Source organism: Buchnera aphidicola str. APS (Acyrthosiphon pisum), assembly GCF_000009605.1.
Taxonomy (GTDB): domain Bacteria; phylum Pseudomonadota; class Gammaproteobacteria; order Enterobacterales; family Enterobacteriaceae; genus Buchnera; species Buchnera aphidicola_I.
In genome coordinates, this window is record NC_002528.1 from 109,130 (window position 1) to 128,967 (window position 19,838).

Here is a 19,838-nt window from a genome sequence, read left to right on the forward strand (position 1 = left end):
TGAATGATTATTCCTGCATTTGACTTAATCAACGGTAGAACAGTACGTTTATATCAAGGTGATTATTCGAATCAAAAAAATTATAATGTAAACTTATTCAACTCCTTAGAAGTATACAAATCAAAAGGAATTGAGATAGTTCATTTAGTAGATTTAGATGGTGCAAAAAATAGCGCAAATAGACAAATAGAATTGTTTAAGAAAATAGTTTCTCATACTACCGTACCTGTACAAGTAGGTGGAGGAATAAGAACTACAAAAGATATAAGCACACTTCTTGATTTAGGAGTCAAAAGGGTAGTAATTGGTTCTTCTATTGTAAGTAATAAAAAACAAGTAAAACAATGGTTAAATTTTTATGGTCCAGATGCAATTGTTTTAGCATTAGATGTACATGTTGATGGTAGCAACAAAAAAGAAATCTCTATTGATGGTTGGCAAAAAAAAACAAATTTTATTCTAGAGGAAATAATTGAATATTTCTTATCTAGTGGTTTAAAACACGTATTATGTACCGATATCTCTAGAGATGGAACACTTTTAGGACCAAATTTTAAGTTGTACAAAGAAATTTGCAGCAATTTTAAAAATATTAATTTTCAAGCATCTGGAGGTGTAGCATCATTACAAGATATTATTTTTTTAAAAAAAACTGGAGTGAAGAGTATTATTATTGGTCGTAGTTTATTAGAAAAAAAATTTACAATAGAAGAGGCTGTTAAATGCTGGCAAAGAGAATCATAGCGTGTCTTGATGTTGATGATGGTGTAGTAGTGAAAGGAATTAAATTTCAGAATCATAAAATCGTAGGCGATATTGTACCATTAGCCAGACGCTACGCAAAAGAAGGTATAGATGAATTAGTTTTTTATGATATTACTGCTGCAACAAAAAATAAATTAGTTGATCGTAGTTGGATAAAAAATGTTTCTAAAGTTATAAATATTCCATTTTGCGTAGCTGGAGGTATTAAAAGTGTAGAAGATGCTAAAAAAGTTTTATCTAGTGGTGCAGATAAAATATCAATCAATTCTTCAGCATTAATAGATCCTAATTTAATTACTAAAATTTCAGAACGTTTTGGTGTACAGTGTGTAGTTATTGGAATTGATTCTTGGTTTGATAAAACAAAAAATTCTTATATGGTACAACAATATACAGGAGATATTAGTAAAACTTATCAAACGTCTTGGAAAACATCTGATTGGGTAAAAAAAGTACAAGAAAAAGGTGCTGGTGAAATAGTGTTAAATATGATGAATAAAGATGGATTACAAAAGGGGTATGATATATCACATTTAAGTGAAATAAGAAAAATATGTAAAGTACCCTTAATTGCATCAGGTGGCGCTGGAAGTGTAGAACACTTTTATGAAGCATTATATTATTCTAATGTTGATGGAGTGCTAGCTGCATCTGTTTTTCATAAAAATATAGTAGAGATAAAAGTGTTGAAAAAAAAATTAATTGCGCGAGGAATGGAGATTAGAGAGTGTTAAAAAAACATGATTTATTAAATCTTGATTGGACAAAAACTAACGGTATGATTCCCGTGATCATACAAGATTATTCTTCAAGTGAAGTTTTAATGCATGGATACATGAATCAAGATGCTTTGACTAAAACCCAAGAAGATGGCTTAGTGACATTTTATTCTCGTACTAAAAATTGCTTATGGACTAAAGGGGAAATATCAGGTAATTACTTAAAAGTAATTGAAATTAGTACAGATTGTGATAATGATACATTATTAATTTTAGTTGCAGCTCAAGGGAAAACATGTCATTTAGGTAATTCAAGTTGTTTTATTTCAAATAAATACAATATAAATTTTTTATTTAAATTAGAAGAAATTATAGAAGAGAGAAAAAATAAATTTTCAGATAACTCATATACATCTAGTTTATATAAATCGGGAACAAGTCGTATAGCACAAAAAGTAGGTGAAGAGGCTATAGAAACAATATTAGCAGCGATGAATAAAGATCAGATTGAATTAATTAATGAAGCTTCAGATTTAATTTATCATTTAGTCGTATTGTTACACGACCAAGATTTAAATTTCAATTTAGTTATTGATAACTTAAAAAAAAGAAGAGAAAAAAATCTGAACACTAATTCTGAAAAATTATTGAAATAATATTTTGGAGGCACTAAAAAATAAATTTATAATATTTCAACATCACAATAAATTTTAATAATATAAGAACGTGTATTTTATGTATTATCATATTTAAAAATATCCATATTAAAAATATTTATTAAATAGCATATCAATTAATGTTTTTATTTAAAAATAAAAAATAAAAGTCATGTTTTTAAAAAGTTTTATCTATATTTTAATTGATAGATATTCTTTATGAATGTTTTATTTTAAACTAATAGAAAGTTGAAAATATTTAAAATATGATTTACTGTTTAAGTAATTTAATAAAATTTAACAATGTAAAAAGATAATTATTGAATATCTCTTTGATATATTTTAGTTGGAGGACAAAATGTCACGGCAACAAATAGGTGTTGTCGGAATGGCAGTCATGGGACGAAATTTAGCATTAAATATTGAAAGCAAAAATTACAGCGTATCTATATTCAATAGAACTAGATCAGTAACAGAAGAAGTATTTAATCAGAATAAGAAAAAAAATATTGTCCCATATTTTTCTATTAAAGATTTTATTGATTCACTTCTCAAGCCTAGATGCATCTTATTAATGGTTCAATCTGGAAAAGCTACTGATGAAACTATCAAGATGATTCTGCCCTATTTAGAAAAAGAAGATATATTAATTGATGCAGGTAATACATTTTACAAAGACACTATTCGGAGAAATGAAAAATTATCTAAATATGAGATTAATTTTATTGGAATGGGGGTGTCTGGAGGTGAATTAGGAGCATTAAACGGTCCCTCTATTATGCCGGGCGGACAAAAAGAAGCATACAAACTTGTTTTACCTATGTTAGAAAAAATATCAGCAAAGTTTAAAGGTGAGCCATGTGTAAGCTATATTGGTCCTAATGGTGCAGGTCATTATGTAAAAATGGTACACAATGGTATTGAATATGGTGATATGCAGTTAATATCAGAGTCATATTTTTTATTAAAATATTTATTAAATATGAGTAATGAAGAATTATCATCTACATTTTCTAAATGGAATAAAGGTGAATTAAATAGTTATTTAATTGAAATAACAAAAAATATTTTTATTGAAAAAGATGAAAAGGGAAAATATTTGATAGATCGTATTTTAGATGTAGCAGAAGATAAAGGTACTGGTAAGTGGATTAGCAAAAGTGCTTTAGATCTTCGAGAACCGCTTTCATTAATTACTGAATCCGTTTTTGCTCGTTATTTATCTTCTCTAAAAAGACAACGCATAATTGCATCAAAAATATTACAGGGTCCAAAGATAAAAACGTTTATTAAAGATAAAAATAGTTTTATTGAAGAAGTTCGACGAGCTTTATATTTAGGTAAGATAATTTCTTATGCTCAAGGTTTTTCTCAATTAAAAAGAGCGTCAGAAAAATATCATTGGAATTTAAAATATGGTGAAATTGCTAAGATTTTTAGAGCAGGGTGTATTATACGAGCAAATTTTTTACAAAAAATAACAGACGAATATACTCAAAATAAAAATGTAGTTAATTTATTATTAACACCTTATTTTTCCAAAATAGCTAATGAATATGAAAATTCATTACGCAATATTGTTATGTATGCGATAAAATATGGAATTTCTACTCCAACTTTTTCTGCGGCAATATCATATTATGATAGTTATAGAGCATTATATTTACCGGCTAACTTAATTCAGGCTCAAAGAGATTATTTTGGTTCACATACTTATCAAAGAACAGATCAGACTGGTTACTTTCATACAAACTGGTCTCAATAAAAAACATTAAGATAGTTGATATTTATATATGAATATCATATTTCTTATATTACTGCTACTAGTTTATGATAAAAAATTAAAATAGCAGACGATGTTAGAAAATATCTCTGCTATTAGATTATATCTATTACTTCATATATTTTCTTTGTTTTATAACACGTGATGTTAAAATATATCAAAGATAATATCATAGGGATAAAAATGCGTTTATGTGATAAAGATATTGAAGAGTGGTTGGAGAGAAAAGAATTAATTATAGAACCTTATCCTAATAAAACATTAATTAATGGCATTACTGTCGATATACACCTTGGTAATAAATTTCGTTTTTTTTATGAACATACTGGATCTTGCATTGATTTGAGTAATTCTAAAATAATCGGTGGATTATCATTAACGGAAATTATGAGTAATGAAATAATATTTTCTAAAGAACAGCCATGTTTTTTACAACCAGGATCTTTAGTATTATGTTCGACTTTTGAAAGTATTAAAATGCCAAATAATTTAGTGGGTTGGTTAGATGGGCGTTCTTCTTTAGCTCGTTTAGGATTAATGATTCACGCTACCGCTCATCGTATTGATCCAGGTTGGAATGGTAATATTGTTTTAGAAATGTTTAATGCAGGAAAATTAACTTTAGTATTACGACCTAAAATGAGGATTGCAGCACTTAGCTTTGAAGTTCTATCTCAACCAGTTTTACGTCCCTATAATTTAAGAAAAGAGGCTAAATATAAAATTCAAAATGGAGTAGTTCCCAGTCGTATTCATAAGGAATAAAGTTTTTACGTAATATACTATGTATATTTTTTAATTTCTTAGTTATATCATAAGTCAATTATTCATAAAACTATTTTTTTAAATCAAGAATAGTTTATAATTATTATTTTTATATCATATTACTCTATTTAAAAAAAATATAATATTATGTCAAGTGTATTTAGAAAAATTTTAGTTACCTGTGCTTTACCTTATGCTAATGGTTCTATTCACATTGGCCATATGTTAGAACATATTCAAGCAGATATTTGGGTACGTTATCATAGAATGCGTGGTCACGAAGTATGGTTTGTTTCTGCTGATGATGCACATGGTACTGCTATAATGTTAAAAGCTCAAGATTTAGAAATATCTCCTAATAAATTAATTAAAAATATTAGGATAGAGCATCAAATAGATTTTTCGAATTTTAAAATTTCTCATGATAATTATTATTCAACTCATAGTTTAGAAAATTTATATTTATCAAGAAAAATTTTTACATGTTTAAATGAAAAAGGTTTAATTAAAGAAAAAAAAATTTTCCAACTTTATGATACAGTAAAAAAAATTTTTCTTCCAGACAGATTTATAAAAGGTACATGCCCAATTTGTAAATCAAAAAATCAATATGGTGATAACTGTGAAATATGTAGTGCAACTTATGAGCCTACAGATTTAATTAATCCAATCTCTGTTATTTCAGGAAAAAAACCTATTTTAAAAAACACTAAACATTTATATTTTGATTTACCTTCTTTTACTAATATGTTAAAAAAATGGATACATTCTGGTGTTTTAGAAGAATCAGTTATTAAAAAAACAGAAGAATGGTTTAAAGTAGGTTTAAAGTCGTGGGCTATTTCTCGTGATGCACCTTATTTTGGTTTTAAAATTCCAAATTATCCTAACAAATATTTTTATGTTTGGCTTGATGCTCCGATCGGTTATATTAGTGCGTTTAAAAATCTTTGTTTTAAGAGTAAAAAATTAAATTTTAATGAACTTTGGAACCAAAATTCTAATTATGAATTATACCATTTTATTGGTAAAGATATTATTTACTTTCATACTTTATTTTGGCCTGCAATATTAGAAGCTGTTTCTTTTAGACAGCCTAGTGGAATTTTTGTTCATGGACATCTTACTATGAATGGACTGAAATTGTCAAAATCCAGAGGTGCTTTGATTAAAGCTAGTGATTGGATTCAGTATTTCGATTCCGATAGTTTGCGTTATTATTATGCAAGCAAGTTATCTAATAAAACCCATGATATTGAAATTAATTTAGAAGACTTTATTCAAAAAATAAATAGTGATATCGTAAATAAACTAGTAAATTTAGCAGCAAGAAATGCCAGTTTTATTAATAAATATTTTAATGGGTATTTATCTGATAAATTAAGCAATATAAAATTATATAAATATTTTGTTAATACTAGTAGTAGTATTGAAGATTTTTTTGAAAATCGTGAATTTAGTTTTATAGTTAAAGAATCAATGAGATTATTAGATGTAGCCAATCAATATATTAATGAAAAAAAACCATGGAAAATTAAAAGAACAGAAGAAAATATCAGGGAATTACAAAATATTTGCACAATGGGTATTAATTTATTTAGAATTATAATGATTTTTTTAAAACCTATAGTACCTGATTTAGCAATCAAAACAGAGTCTTTCTTGATTTCTAAATTGACTTGGGATGGTATTAAAAAACCATTATTATCTCATCAGATAAATAAATTTTTTCCATTATATAAAAGAATTGATGTCGAAAAAATGTTTGAATTCATGAATATATGTAGATAATAATAAATTTTATTATAAAGTATGACAATTTTTCCTAATTAATTACTTTAATAAAATGAAAAAAAATTATTAGTAGTTGATTTTAAATCATTTTGCCAGGATATTATGCACTTTGTTCTATTTTTGTTTTTTATATTAACAACAAAGACTCCTATGGCACTGATAAAATAATTATTATAAAATAATAGGGGAATTTGATTTCTCAACCAAGGAGGGATATTTTTTTCTTGCCATATTTTTTTTATTTTTCTTTTTTTACTTCTTCCTAAAATTAAGACATATCCTTCGTATTGAAAACGAATATTAATTAATTCATTTTCTTTAGGACCGGGAAGTACAGTGCCGTTGTTATTTTTTATTAAATATCCTAAATTATTAGGAAGTGTTAGTTTTATATTGTTTTTATGCCAAAACAATAAAGTATTTTTGAGACTCGGTTGAGTTTTTATAAAATGAAGTGATTGTTTATAACGTCTCACTTCATGTTTGCCTAAAATAATTTTAGGATTTGAATCTATACGACTGAAAATCATTTGACGATAAATGCATTGAATATTTTTGTATGATGGCATTTTAATTTTTTTTAACAAAAGCCAGTATCTAATTAAAGCTGTGCACATTGCTTGTTTTATATTTTTAAAATTCTCGATATTTAAAGAATCATCAAATTTTATAAGTTTGTATATTCTTTCACGAAGAAAATCATTTAATAATCTTGTTTCTTGTTGACATATAATAGTTGTACGAAAACAATTTTTTAAAAAATAAGACCATCTTTTTTCTAATATAGGGATAACTTCATTTCGTATAAAGTTACGATCATAATCAATATTTAAATTACTAAAATCTTCAATCCAGTGTAATTTTTTTTTCTTAGCCCATGTTTGTAGTTCTATTTTTGTTTTTTTTAGAAAAGGACGAACTATTTTTTTAGTCCCAAATAAAGTCTCAAAAGACATGCTGGAAAGACCAGTAGGACCACTTCCTCTTTTTAAAGATAAAAAGAAAGTTTCACATTGATCATTTATATGATGACCAGTTAGCAGTATTTCGTCAGAAAATAGATGATTATATATAATATTATATCGTTTTATTCTGAGTTTTTCTTCAAGATTATTTGTTTTGTTTTTAATGTTAATATTTTCAACTATCAATGGGATATGATTTATATTGCAAATTTTTTTACAGTGTTCTGACCATTTTTTTGATAGTAAAGTAAGATTATGATTGATATGAATAGCACGTATTTTAATGTAGTATTTTTTTTTTATTTCCAGCAATTTATAAAGAAGTACGGTTGAATCTAATCCACCACTATAAGCGACTAAGAATGATTTATTTTGATATTGACTAATAATTTCTTTAATCAAAAAAATTACCTATAATTTAATTTTTTTAATACGTTCGAGTGGACTTGAACCACTAACTTCTACCATGTCATGGTAGCGCTCTAACCAATTGAGCTACGAACGTAAAATATTTAAAAATTTTTTGATATTTTTATGATTTTAATTATATATTATTATTAATATAATATACAAATATTTTTTATCATTAATAAATATAAATTAAAGATATTATTTTGAGGAAAGATTATGTTTACAGGTATTATAAATGGAACAGCTACTATTGTTTATATAGAAAAGAAAAAAAAAAAATATAGATATACAGTTGAACTTCCATCAAATTTATCTAAAAATTTAAAGTTAGGTGACTCAATATCACATAACGGATGTTGTTTGACTGTAAAATTAATTAATAATTCTTTTATAATATGTGATGTTATTCAAGAGACATTAAAGAGTACTAATTTAGGAATATTAAATATTGGAGATAGTATTAATATTGAAAGATCTATAAAATATGGCGATGAAATCGGTGGTCATATAATATCTGGTCATGTTATGAATACCGCTGAAATTTCTAAAATGTCAAAGTCAGACAATAACTGTGTAATATGGTTAAAAATGAATAATATGTCTTTAATGAAGTATATTTTCTATAAAGGATTTATCTGTGTTGATGGGATTAGTCTCACTGTCAATGATATTATTAAAAATGAATTTTGCGTTAATATTATACCTTATACTTTCCTTTTCACTACTATAAAAGATAAAAAGAACGGTAGTTTAGTAAATATTGAAATAGATTTTTATACTCAAACAATTGTAGATACTACAGAACGATTAATCAATAATAATTTAAAATCATTGTATGATTAACATTGAAAATTAATATACTTTATCTTGGAATTATAAATGAAACATTATATTTTATTTTTTATTTCTAATATATTAATTGAAAATTTTATTCTAGTAAAATTTCTCGGTTTGTGTCCTTTTTTAGGAGCGTCGAGTAATATTGAAACTGCTTTTGGAATGAGTTGCGCAACTACTTTCGTTATACTCACATCATCAGTATTATTATGGTGTGTTAATTTTTTCATTTTGTTACCTCTGGATTTAATTTATTTGAGAATTATTGCTTATATGTTAATTGTTTCAGTTAGTGTTCAATTTTTAGAAATAGTGTTACGAAAGACGAGTCCTATTTTATATCGTTTACTTGGGATTTTTCTCCCATTAATTACAACTAATTGTACAGTGTTAGCTATTCCATTATTCAGTTTATATGAACATCATACATTTTTAGAATCTATATTTTATGGGTTAAGTGCATCGTTAGGATTTGCTTTAGTGATGATTATTTTTTCTTGTATTCGTGAACGTATAGTATTATCTGATATTCCTTTGCCATTTCAAGGTGCTCCTATTATTTTAATTACTGTAAGTTTAATATCTATTACATTTATGGGTTTTAAGGGTTTGATAAAAATTTGATTATGATAACACTTATTATTTTTAGTTTTTTGTCTTTTTTATTAGGAATTATATTAAGTTTTACTGCTTATAAGTTTCGATCTCAAGAAGATCCAATTGTAGCAATTGTTAATGAACTATTGCCCCAAAGTCAATGTGCTCAATGTGGATATTCTGGATGTTATCCTTACGCAAAAGCAATAGTAGAAAATTCTGAAAAAATTAATAAATGTATTCCTGGTGGAACTGATCTTATTTCAGCAATATCTAGTGTATTAAGTATAGAAGTACCTGAAAAAAATTTAATCATCACACATAAAAAACAAAAAAATAATACTGTATTGATTAACGAGAGTAACTGTGTTGGATGTTCAAAATGCGCTTCTTTTTGCCCAGTAGACGCAATAGTGGGAGCGCCTAATTTTATACATACAGTTTTGCAAGAATTTTGTACTGGTTGTAATATTTGTTTATTACACTGTCCAACTAATTGTATTGAAATAAAAAAAGAGACTTATGAAGAATAAAAAATTATTAGAAATAAAAAAAATTTTTAAAAAATTCTTTTCTATAAAATCATGGAAAAAATTGATTTTTTCTGCTTTTAATGTAAAAAAAAATATAATTTTAAGGGTGGTTTAAAATGTTCATTTAAAAAAAATCAATCTGATTATGTATTATTAAAATCTTTGCCTTTACCCGATAAATTTTTTCTCTTCATACAAGACGATTATCATAATGTAAAATTACGTGTTAAAATAAACGAAAAAGTATTACGTGGACAACCTTTGATTTTCAGTGATGATTTCAATGTTCCTGTTCATGCTCCAACTTCTGGTTTAATAGAAAATATTTGTTTTAATTCCGATTCTATTAAAAAAAATATAAAAATTGTAATTTCTCCTGATTACTTAGATCAATGGATTAGATTGAATCCTATTAAAGATTATAAAAAATACGCTCCGGAAAAATTAATTAAAATTATTCATCAATCAGGTGTAGTTGGTCTTGGAGGAGGTCAGTTTCCTTCTTCAAAAAAAATAATATTTAGCATTAATAGAGCACATACTTTAATTGTAAACGCCGTAGAAAGCGAGCCTTATATAACATCAGATAACTGCTTGATATATAATCATATATCTGAAATTTTGATAGGATGTAAGATAATTTGCTGGATAACTAAAATAAAAACAGTTCTTATTGCGATTCAAGAAGATAATATTCAATCAATTTCTAAAATACAACATTTGATTAAAAATAAATCATTGTTTAAAATTTGTATTATTAAGAAGAAGTATCCCGCGGGTAGTAGTAAAGTACTTGTAAAATCTTTAACAGGAAAAGAAGTACCTCATGGTAAACATTCTATAGATATAGGATACCTTATATTTAATGTTGCTACAATATTTTCAATAAAAAGAGCCATTATTAATGGAAAACCACTAACAGAACGTGTAGTGACTTTAATGAGTGATAAAAACCTTTTATCTGGAAACTTTTGGGTTAGAATTGGGACTCCAATAAAATATTTTTTAACAAGTAATAAATTAAAACAATCTTTTATTGCATCTGTATATTTAGGAGGTCCATTCATGGGTAAGAAGATTAATAATTTGAATCATTCTATATTAAAGAAAACAAATTCTATTTTTATTACACATAAAAAAGAAAAAAATGAAAGTATTTCTGAAAAAACTTGTATTCGATGTGGTTATTGTTCATATGTATGTCCTGTAAATTTGCTTCCTCAACAGCTTTATTGGTATATTAAAAATAAGAATCATGTACAAACAAAAAAGCATTATGTTTTAGATTGTATTGAATGTAAAGCGTGTGAGAAAGTGTGTCCCAGTTATATTCCGCTAGTAAAATATTTTATTCAAGAGAAAAATATTTTAAAAAATATTACATTAGAAAATAATCGCAAAAAAATGTCATTAATTCGTTTTAAAACAAGAGAACAACGCTTATTCAATGAAAAAAGAATGATACATGAAAATAATGATACATTTCTTATGAAAAAAAAGGATAAAAAAATCAATAATATCACAAAAACAGTGCTAAAAAAAACACTTCAAGATGCTATAGAACGTATGAAATCCAAACAATAAAGTTTTATATAAATATATTATATATTAATACATAACGTGAGAAAAAAATGAACTTTCCCTGCATATATCATGTTTATAGTATTAGAAAAATAATGTTTCTTGTTATTGTAGCTTGTCTTCCAGGTATTTTTGCCAAGTATTACTTTTTTGGTATTGGTACTTTGATACAAATTTTTTTTTCTATATTTATTTCTTTAGTACTAGAAATTATTATTTTAAAGATACGTTCTAAAAACATTAAAAATTATTTACAAGATACTTCTTTAGTTTTAACTTCAGTATTATTTGGAGTTAGTATCCCCCCTTTGCTTCCTTGGTGGATGACAAGTATTGGTTTATTTTTTGCTATTGTTGTTGCTAAGCATTTATATGGTGGGATTGGTCAAAATATATTTAATCCGGCTATGGTTGGATACGCAGTATTATTAATATCTTTTCCAGTTTATATGAATAATTGGAATGAAAGAGATTTTTCTTTATCTTTTTTTAATGATTTTAAAAAATCTGCATATATTATTTTTTTTAAAAATGATATAACTACTGTTAGTAGTAGTTATTTAAATATTATCCCAGATGCTTTTACAACAGCTACACCTTTAAACAATTTTAAGATTAAATCTCATTTAAAAGATGACTTTTTTCTAAAAGAAAATATTATTAAAAATAAAGAAGTTTCCATTCAAACTAGTTGGAAATGTATAAATATAAGCTTTTTTTTAGGTGGTATTTTTTTGTTGTTTACAAAAATTATTTGCTGGCGTATTCCAATTAGTTTTTTATCCTCTTTAGGAATGTTATCAATTATAACTTATTTTTATTCAAAAGAATTATTTATGTCTCCTCAAGTCCATTTTTTTTCAGGAGGAACTATGATATGTGCTTTTTTTATTGCTACAGATCCAGTAACTGCTGCTTGTAATAATGTAGGAAAAATAGTTTTTGGTATTATTATCGGTTTTTTAGTTTGGATTATTCGTAATTATAGTGATTATCCGGATGCAATTGCTTTTTCTGTTTTATTTGCAAACATGACTGTGCCGTTAGTAGATTACTATACAAAATCCTCTGGATATGGTCGTAATAATATATGAAAGCATTAAAAAAAATATTAAAACATGCTTGTTTAATGAGTCTTTTTTCCATTATATCTATAGCAGGCATCACATTGATAAATAATATAACAAAAAACAAAATTATTAATCAAAAAGAACAAGAAAAAAAAAAATATTAAAAGAAGTTATTCCTTCTAATATATATCATACATTTGAAAAAAAATCATATAAAATCAAAAATAAACTTTTAGGAGATCATAAAATTCATAATTTATGGGTGTTATTTAAAAATAAAAAACCTGTAGCTGCAATAGTAGAAACTACAGCTCCTGATGGATATTCTGGTGCCATTAATATGTTAGTTGCAGCATATTTTAATGGAGAAATTATTAATGCAAGAGTGCTATCTCATAAAGAAACACCAGGAATTGGAGATAAAATTGACTTATCTATTTCTAATTGGATCACTAGATTTACTGGCATGTATGTAGCTTCTATAGAAGATAAAGATTTTAAATTGCGAAAATATGGAGGAAAAATTGAACAGTTTACAGGTGCTACAATAACACCGCAATCAGTAACAAATTCTATCAAAAGAACGGTTGTTTTTATTAAAAAGATACCGTTCATATTTGATTTTTTAAATAAGGGTATTTATGAATATCAAAAGTTTTTTAAATAATAGATTATGGAAAAACAATTCTTCTTTAGTACAGTTATTAGGATTGTGTCCAGTTTTAGCAATGACAACTAATGCCATTAACGCTATAGGATTAGGAATGACAACTACTTTAGTATTAACTATTACAAATACTATAATTTCTTCTTTTAGAAAGATTATACCGAAAGATTTAAGAATTCCAATCTATATGATGATTATTTCTTCTGTTGTTACATCTATAGAAATGTTGCTTCATGCTTATACGTTTAATTTATATCAATCTTTAGGTATTTTTATCCCATTAATAGTTACCAATTGTATTATCGTAGGGCGAGCAGATCTTATTGCTTATAAAAGTTCTATAGTAGAATCTTTTTTTGATGGTATTTTTATAGGATTAGGTTCAATGTTTGCTATGTTTGCAGTTGGTTCTATACGAGAAATATTAGGTAATGGAACTTTGTTTTTTGGAGCCAATAAAATTATCTCTAATATACATAGTTCTGTTTTTTTTACATTACTAGATAAAAAATTTACTATAATTTTGGCTGTTTTTCCTCCTGGTGGTTTTCTTATATTAGGCTTCTTAATTGCCATTAAGAATTTTATAGATTTATATTATAAAAAAAATACTATAAAAAATATTGAACAATGTTCTTGTTCTAATAAAATAAAGTAACAATATTAAAATGAATAAAAAAAAACGTTATGAGATTTTATCGATATTATCTCGCAACAATCCTGAACCTAAGATAGAATTGTTTTTTTCTTCTGATTTTGAGTTATTATTATCTGTAATTCTTTCTGCTCAATCTACTGATTTTATTGTAAATAAAACAACTAAAATATTATTTAAAATTGCAAACACTCCTGAAACTATTTTTTTATTAGGACTAGAACGTCTTAAAAATTATATTAAAGATATCGGTTTGTATAATACCAAAGCATTAAATATTATTAGAACTTCTTTTATCATATTAACTAAATATAATAGTATTGTTCCAAATAATCGTATCGAATTAGAATCACTTCCTGGTGTAGGAAGGAAGACAGCTAATATTATTTTAAATATATTATTTAAAAAAAAAACTATTGCCGTAGATACACATGTTTTTAGAGTATGCAATCGTACTAATTTTGCTAAAGGAAAAAATGTCAAGATAGTCGAAGAGAAGTTGATTAAGGTAGTTCCTAGTATTTTTAAACTAAACTTTCATTCTTGGTTTATTTTACATGGCCGATATATTTGTACTGCACGGAAAATTAAATGTAATATATGTTTAATTTTTAAATTATGTGAATTTAAACAAAAAATTTTTTAATATATTTTTTATGGATCTATAAGTGATTATTGTAAAAGTTATTTTGCCCATCCCTATTAGACAATATTTTACATATCTTATGCCTGATTTTATGTGTCCTATTATTGGGGGTCGAATTTTAGTCCCATTTAATTCAAAAGATGTAATAGGAATTGTGGCTTCTTTTTATAAAAAAAATAATGTAGACCAAGCAAATTTTAAACATATTAAAGCATTGATTGATACTGAGTCACTTTATAGTAATATGGTACTAGATATTATATCGTGGATAAGTAACAATTACCATTGTCCGGCTGGTAATTTATTTTTTTCTATTTTACCAAAAATTTTACATTCTGATTATATTATAAAAAACAAATATATCTGTCAGTGGAGTATTACAAAAAAAGGACAAGAATTGAATCTAAATTATTTTAAAAGAAGAAAAAAACAATTGTATGTGCTTCTTATTTTAAAGAAGAAACATATTTTGAGCACTGAATTAAAAAAATATAATATATCTAAAATTATTTTAAAGAAATTAGAAATTCAAGAATTATGCAAAGTAAACTTAAATTATAAAATATCTTTTAAAAGAAAAATTATTAGGACGAAAAAAAAATTATTTTTCAATAAAAAAATATCAATTGTTCTCAATGATGTTCTAAAAAAACAATGTTTTTCATCTTGGTTATTAACTAGAGTTAATTTATATTTAAAAGTTAAATTTTATCTAGGTTTAATTCAGTCGGTATTATATAAGGGTGTGCAAATTTTAATTTTAGTTCCCTATATTAAAAATATAAATACAATTGCATTTTTTTTAGAAAAATATTTTAATGCGTCTATTGATGTCATGCATTCAAAATTAACGTCTTCTAAATATTTTTCAAATTGGGTAAGAACTAAAAATGGTGAAAATTCAATTGTTATTGGAACAGGAAAAAGTATTTTTTTACCTTTTTTAAAGTTGGGTCTCATTATTTTACTTGAAGAGCATAATTTAAAATATAAAAGTATAAACCAATGCAGATATAATATTAGAGATTTAGGAATACTTAGAGCATATAAAGAAAAGATACCGATTATTTTAGATTCAGAAACTCCTTCATTGAAAACATTAAATAACGTCTTACATAGAAAATGTTTTTACATTAAATTAAATAAATATAATCATGTTAATCAAATAAATAATAATATTATTAATTTAAAAACAGAGAAAATAAAATTTGGTTTATCCTTAACTTTGATAAATGAAATTTATAAAAATTTTACAGGAAAACAAGTTTTATTAATTTTTAATAAATTTGTTTTATTTTTTTTTGTCTTAATGTGTCAGAAATGTAATGAGATATTTAAATGTACTAATTGTGATGATTATTTTGAAATTAATCAATATCGTAATATTTTATTTTGCAAATTTTGTTTAATTCAAATTAAAAAGCCAATTTTTTGCTACAATTGTGGATCTTTTTCTCTAATTGTATTTAAAATAGGCGCAGAAGAAATTAAAAAAGAAATGCATAGTATTTTTCCAAAAATCCCATTTTTTTTCTTTCTAAATGAAAAAAATATTAATAAAAACATATTAAATACTAAAAGTTTTGAATTTGCTATTTCCAGTCCTTGTATTATTATCGTAACAGAAGAATTAGTACAAAATTACTATTTTCCTCATGTAAAATTGATTAGTTTAATTTGTATTGATAACTATTTTCTCTCTTTTAACTATCGAGCTATGGAATATTTTGCTCAGTTTTATATTAATTTAAATCAATTAACTAGAAGTACAAAAAAATCATGCAAAATATTTATACAAACATCATTTCCTAATGATATAAATTTAAAAGAAATATGTAACAACGGATATTTTTCTTTTTCTAAGAAAGCAATGGCAATTAGAAAAAGTTTTTTATTACCTCCTTGGAGTTTTCAAACTATTGTTTATTCCGCAAGCACAAATACTAAATATAATATTATTTTTTTAAGTTTAATGCGTAAAATACTACAAAAAAAATCTCGTAAATATAATTGTTTTTTATGGGTTTTAGGTCCTAATAATGCTTTTTTATCAATCAATAAACATAAATATTTTCATCAATTATTAATTCAATGTTCTTCACGTGTTGCTCTTAATAATGTATTAAATGAATCGATTGATGTAATTAATATTTTCACTATTTCAAAACGGGTTAAATGGTTTATAGATATTGAACCAAATTAAAATAAAATAGAAAAATATTATAATAAATAATTAGTAATTTGCTCTTTTACTCGTTGAATTTCTAATAAAATTAGCATAAAATATTTTACAAGAACTTGTAAGATATAAATAAAAAAAATAATTAATTTTTAAAATATTAATAATAAAAAAGAGGCTTTAATGAGTGAATTTAATTTCATCAGTAGATTGCACAATAGAGGTCTAATATCTCATATTACAAATGAAGATAATTTAAGTAAACTCATTGAAAATAAATCAATTTCTCTTTATTGTGGATTTGATCCTACAGAAGAAAGTCTTCATATAGGTCATCTTTTACCTTTAATTATGTTAAAAAGATTTCAAATAGCTGGTCATAGACCGATAATTTTAATAGGAGGAGCGACAAGTTTAATTGGAGACCCTAGTTTTAAAGAAAAAGAACGTGTTTTCAATTCTAATTATAACGTTAATATATGGACAGAAAAAATTACTAAACAAATTTCTTGTTTTTTAGATTTTAATTGTGGTAAGAATAGTGCTGTTTTATTAAACAATAATACATGGTTCAAACAGATTAATATCTTATCATTTTTACGAGATGTTGGAAAATATTTTTCAGTTAATACTATGATTAATCGAGCAGCAGTTAAACAACGAATTACAAGGCCAGACCAAGGCATTTCGTTTACAGAATTTTCTTATAATTTATTACAAGCATATGATTTTTTTATTTTAAATCAGCAATATCAGGCAGATCTTCAAATCGGAGGAGCTGATCAATGGGGTAATATCTCCTCAGGAATGCATTTAATACACCGAAAAACTAAGAGAGTAGTATATGGTTTAACTGTACCTCTTCTAATTCAGTCTAATGGAATCAAATTCGGTAAAACAGAATCAGGAACTATATGGTTAGATTCAAATAAAACTAGTCCTTATAAATTTTATCAGTTTTGGATGAATATAGAAGATGCTAATGTTTATTATTTTTTAAAACTATTTACTTTTATAAAAGTGTCAGAAATTAATAAACTAGAAAAAAATAAAAATATTAAAAATCAAATAATTAACGACAAATCTTTACTTGCTAAACATATTACCCAGTTAGTACATGGAAAAGAAAAATTACTAGCGGCAGAAAGAATTACAAAGTTTTTATTTTTAAAGAATACTACTCATATTGAAGAATCTGATTTGCAACAGTTAAAACAAGATGGTATACCATTTATTGAAGTTAGTAATGTAAAAGATTTACAAGAAGCATTAGTATTAACTTCATTAGCGCAATCCCGAACTCAAGCTAAAAATATGATAATTTCAAATTCTATATCTATTAACACTGAAAAAATTAGAAAAAATCATATTTTTCATGAAAAAGATAAATTATTTGGAAAATTTACTCTATTATCTAGAGGCAAAAAACAACATTCTTTATTGTGTTGGTAATTAATTTTTAGTTTATTGAAAAACTTTCACCACAACCACAAAATTTTTCTAATTTGGTATTATAAAATTTAAATATTTTATTGATGTTATTTTTTACGAAATCTATTCTAATACCTTCTAAAAATGGTATATCTTTAGAATAAATATATATTAAAATATTTTGATAAAAAAAACTAACTTCTTTTTCATCTTTTTCTTTTTTCAATTCTGAAGCCTTTAGTAATTTCATACTGTAGCGAAACCCTGCACATCCTGATTTTTTTATGCTTAATCTTATTCCTATATTATCAGAATTTAAATTAATTAAAAATAAAATTTGTTCTATAGCATCTTTGGTGATTGAAATATTTTGAAATGTATTTTTTTTTAATAAGTAGGTTTTAACTTCGTTTTTATTCATGATGTTCTCTTATTTAAAAATATATTTATAAAAATAAAAAAATATTTAAAAAATACTTGTATTGTACAGAAATATTTATGTTTTAAACAATATTATTGTTTATTAATTATTTTTATAAATTTTAATGTTATAATTCTTTTTAAGAAAATATAGAATTTTATAAAATTACATTAATTGTAAAAAAATTATCTATAATATAAAAATATTGAGGTACAACAATTATATGCAAAATCCAAAAGAGAAAATGGATTTATCGCAGTCTATTTTATCACTGATATTTATTGTTTCTATGGGTGTAATAAGTTTTTTAGTAATTCATCCATTTATATTAGGATTTTTTTGGGCTAGTATGATTGTAATTGCGACTTGGCCTCTTATGTTGAAAATACAAAAAATTTTAGGTGGAAAACGTTCTCTTGCCGTGATAATTATGATTATAATTTTGCTTCTTTTATTTATTATCCCCGTATTTTTTCTAGTAAACAGTTTAATTGCAACAAGTATACCTATTATTCATTGGCTAGGTTCCAATGATCTAGAATTACCAGAATTAGCATGGTTACAGAATATTCCTCTTATGGGAAGAAAAATATTTAATAGTTATCAAACATTATTAAATAGTGATGGGGGTGAATTAATTCATAAAATACGACCTTATATGGGACATGCAACTGAATTTTTTATAATACAAGTTAGAAATTGCGGATTATTTATTGTACATTCTATATTAATGTTATTTTTTAGTGCTCTATTGTATTGGAATGGTGAAAAAATTAGCATTTCTATTCATCATTTTGCATATCGACTGAGCGAAAAAAATGGTAAAGCTATTCTTTTACTGGCTACTCAAGCGGTTAGAGCTGTTGCATTAGGTGTTGCAGTAACAGCTTTAATTCAAGCTTTATTATCTGGGATAGGATTATTAGTTTCTGGCGTCCCTTATTGGGCTCTATTAATGATAATAATTTTTTTTTCTTGTTTAATACAATTAGGACCATTACCTATTTTAATACCTTCAATTATATGGCTTTATTGGAACGATGATACTACTTGGGGTACAATATTGTTAATTTGGAGTTGTTTTGTATTTATACTTGATCATATACTTAGACCGTTTTTTATACGCATAGGAGCTGATTTACCTATTTTATTAACTTTATCTGGAGTCATTGGTGGCTTATTAACTTTTGGTATGATTGGTTTGTTTATTGGTCCAGTAGTATTAGTGATATTTTATCGTTTAACAATATCTTGGATATACGGAATTTCAATTGCATCTTTTTTAGAAAATACATCGTTAAAATAAAATTTTAATTAGTATTTAGATAATAGAGAAAATAAATACTTTTAATTAAATATAATC

The 19,838-nt window shown here is 24.9% G+C and carries 19 protein-coding genes, 1 tRNA gene and 1 pseudogene; 18 read left to right on the forward strand and 3 right to left on the reverse strand.

Annotated elements, in window-relative coordinates; all coding sequences use genetic code 11:
* Window positions 1–3 precede the first annotated feature (3 nt).
* The 6 genes from hisA to metG all read left to right on the forward strand — a co-directional run bounded on the left by hisA (window position 4) and on the right by metG (window position 6,479).
* On the forward strand, window positions 4–744 hold the full coding sequence (gene hisA / locus BU_RS00585) for a 1-(5-phosphoribosyl)-5-[(5-phosphoribosylamino)methylideneamino]imidazole-4-carboxamide isomerase (protein WP_009874059.1): 741 nt from the start codon (window positions 4–6) through the stop codon (window positions 742–744).
* The gene (gene hisF, locus BU_RS00590) at window positions 723–1,499 is read left to right on the forward strand and encodes an imidazole glycerol phosphate synthase subunit HisF (protein ID WP_010895946.1); all 777 of its coding nucleotides are present in this window, start codon (window positions 723–725) and stop codon (window positions 1,497–1,499) included. Before hisA ends, hisF begins: the two co-directional genes overlap by 22 nt.
* Window positions 1,493–2,140 carry a bifunctional phosphoribosyl-AMP cyclohydrolase/phosphoribosyl-ATP diphosphatase HisIE gene (gene hisIE / locus BU_RS00595; RefSeq protein WP_010895947.1) on the forward strand — a complete coding sequence of 216 codons (648 nt, stop codon included), beginning with the start codon at window positions 1,493–1,495 and terminating at the stop codon, window positions 2,138–2,140. The genes hisF and hisIE overlap by 7 nt, the downstream gene beginning before the upstream one ends.
* A gap of 358 nt (window positions 2,141–2,498) precedes the next feature.
* Complete coding sequence (gene gndA / locus BU_RS00600; protein WP_010895948.1) at window positions 2,499–3,905, forward strand: NADP-dependent phosphogluconate dehydrogenase; 1,407 nt, start codon at window positions 2,499–2,501, stop codon at window positions 3,903–3,905.
* Window positions 3,906–4,106: 201 nt separating this feature from the next.
* Window positions 4,107–4,688 carry a dCTP deaminase gene (gene dcd / locus BU_RS00605; protein WP_010895949.1) on the forward strand — a complete coding sequence of 194 codons (582 nt, stop codon included), beginning with the start codon at window positions 4,107–4,109 and terminating at the stop codon, window positions 4,686–4,688.
* Between the two features lie 147 nt (window positions 4,689–4,835).
* Window positions 4,836–6,479, forward strand: a complete 1,644-nt coding sequence (gene metG / locus BU_RS00610) for a methionine--tRNA ligase (RefSeq protein ID WP_009874064.1) — start codon at window positions 4,836–4,838, stop codon at window positions 6,477–6,479.
* 47 nt (window positions 6,480–6,526) lie between these two features.
* Here metG and tilS read toward each other — a convergent pair whose 3' ends face one another.
* Window positions 6,527–7,849 (reverse strand): tRNA lysidine(34) synthetase TilS, encoded by a 1,323-nt coding sequence (gene tilS, locus BU_RS00615; RefSeq protein WP_010895950.1) that lies wholly within the window; start codon window positions 7,847–7,849, stop codon window positions 6,527–6,529.
* Between the two features lie 29 nt (window positions 7,850–7,878).
* Window positions 7,879–7,952, reverse strand: a tRNA-Val gene (locus tag BU_RS00620).
* Between the two features lie 122 nt (window positions 7,953–8,074).
* Between BU_RS00620 and BU_RS00625 the strand changes: the two genes are divergently transcribed.
* From BU_RS00625 to tyrS, 11 genes and pseudogenes are all read left to right on the forward strand, one after another.
* Window positions 8,075–8,701: a riboflavin synthase subunit alpha gene (locus BU_RS00625; RefSeq protein WP_010895951.1), complete on the forward strand. Its 627-nt coding sequence runs from the start codon at window positions 8,075–8,077 to the stop codon at window positions 8,699–8,701.
* A 36-nt stretch (window positions 8,702–8,737) separates the two neighbouring features.
* Window positions 8,738–9,319 carry an electron transport complex subunit RsxA gene (gene rsxA / locus BU_RS00630; RefSeq protein ID WP_009874067.1) on the forward strand — a complete coding sequence of 194 codons (582 nt, stop codon included), beginning with the start codon at window positions 8,738–8,740 and terminating at the stop codon, window positions 9,317–9,319.
* 2 nt (window positions 9,320–9,321) lie between these two features.
* Entirely contained in the window at window positions 9,322–9,825 is a 504-nt protein-coding gene (locus tag BU_RS00635; protein WP_010895952.1) for an RnfABCDGE type electron transport complex subunit B, read from the forward strand.
* Between the two features lie 102 nt (window positions 9,826–9,927).
* Window positions 9,928–11,409, forward strand: a pseudogene (gene rsxC, locus BU_RS00640) (electron transport complex subunit RsxC); the annotation flags it as partial.
* Between the two features lie 47 nt (window positions 11,410–11,456).
* Window positions 11,457–12,500: an RnfABCDGE type electron transport complex subunit D gene (locus BU_RS00645; protein WP_010895954.1), complete on the forward strand. Its 1,044-nt coding sequence runs from the start codon at window positions 11,457–11,459 to the stop codon at window positions 12,498–12,500.
* Window positions 12,497–12,640 (forward strand): hypothetical protein, encoded by a 144-nt coding sequence (locus tag BU_RS03160; protein WP_009874072.1) that lies wholly within the window; start codon window positions 12,497–12,499, stop codon window positions 12,638–12,640. The genes BU_RS00645 and BU_RS03160 overlap by 4 nt, the downstream gene beginning before the upstream one ends.
* Window positions 12,641–12,660: 20 nt before the next feature.
* A complete protein-coding gene (locus BU_RS00650) occupies window positions 12,661–13,143 on the forward strand; it encodes an RnfABCDGE type electron transport complex subunit G (protein WP_231834389.1) in 483 nt (160 codons plus the stop codon).
* Window positions 13,118–13,801 carry an electron transport complex subunit E gene (locus tag BU_RS00655; protein ID WP_010895956.1) on the forward strand — a complete coding sequence of 228 codons (684 nt, stop codon included), beginning with the start codon at window positions 13,118–13,120 and terminating at the stop codon, window positions 13,799–13,801. Before BU_RS00650 ends, BU_RS00655 begins: the two co-directional genes overlap by 26 nt.
* A 10-nt stretch (window positions 13,802–13,811) precedes the next feature.
* Window positions 13,812–14,444: an endonuclease III gene (nth, locus tag BU_RS00660; protein ID WP_009874075.1), complete on the forward strand. Its 633-nt coding sequence runs from the start codon at window positions 13,812–13,814 to the stop codon at window positions 14,442–14,444.
* A gap of 22 nt (window positions 14,445–14,466) precedes the next feature.
* Complete coding sequence (gene priA / locus BU_RS00665; RefSeq protein WP_010895957.1) at window positions 14,467–16,647, forward strand: replication restart helicase PriA; 2,181 nt, start codon at window positions 14,467–14,469, stop codon at window positions 16,645–16,647.
* Window positions 16,648–16,806: 159 nt separating this feature from the next.
* Window positions 16,807–18,075 carry a tyrosine--tRNA ligase gene (gene tyrS, locus BU_RS00670; RefSeq protein WP_010895958.1) on the forward strand — a complete coding sequence of 423 codons (1,269 nt, stop codon included), beginning with the start codon at window positions 16,807–16,809 and terminating at the stop codon, window positions 18,073–18,075.
* 7 nt (window positions 18,076–18,082) lie between these two features.
* Here tyrS and BU_RS00675 read toward each other — a convergent pair whose 3' ends face one another.
* The gene (locus BU_RS00675; RefSeq protein ID WP_009874078.1) at window positions 18,083–18,475 is read right to left on the reverse strand and encodes an iron-sulfur cluster assembly accessory protein; all 393 of its coding nucleotides are present in this window, start codon (window positions 18,473–18,475) and stop codon (window positions 18,083–18,085) included.
* A gap of 223 nt (window positions 18,476–18,698) precedes the next feature.
* On the opposite strand from BU_RS00675, the gene ydiK reads away from it, so the two are divergent.
* Window positions 18,699–19,781: an AI-2E family transporter YdiK gene (ydiK, locus tag BU_RS00680; protein ID WP_010895959.1), complete on the forward strand. Its 1,083-nt coding sequence runs from the start codon at window positions 18,699–18,701 to the stop codon at window positions 19,779–19,781.
* Window positions 19,782–19,838: the final 57 nt, after the last annotated feature.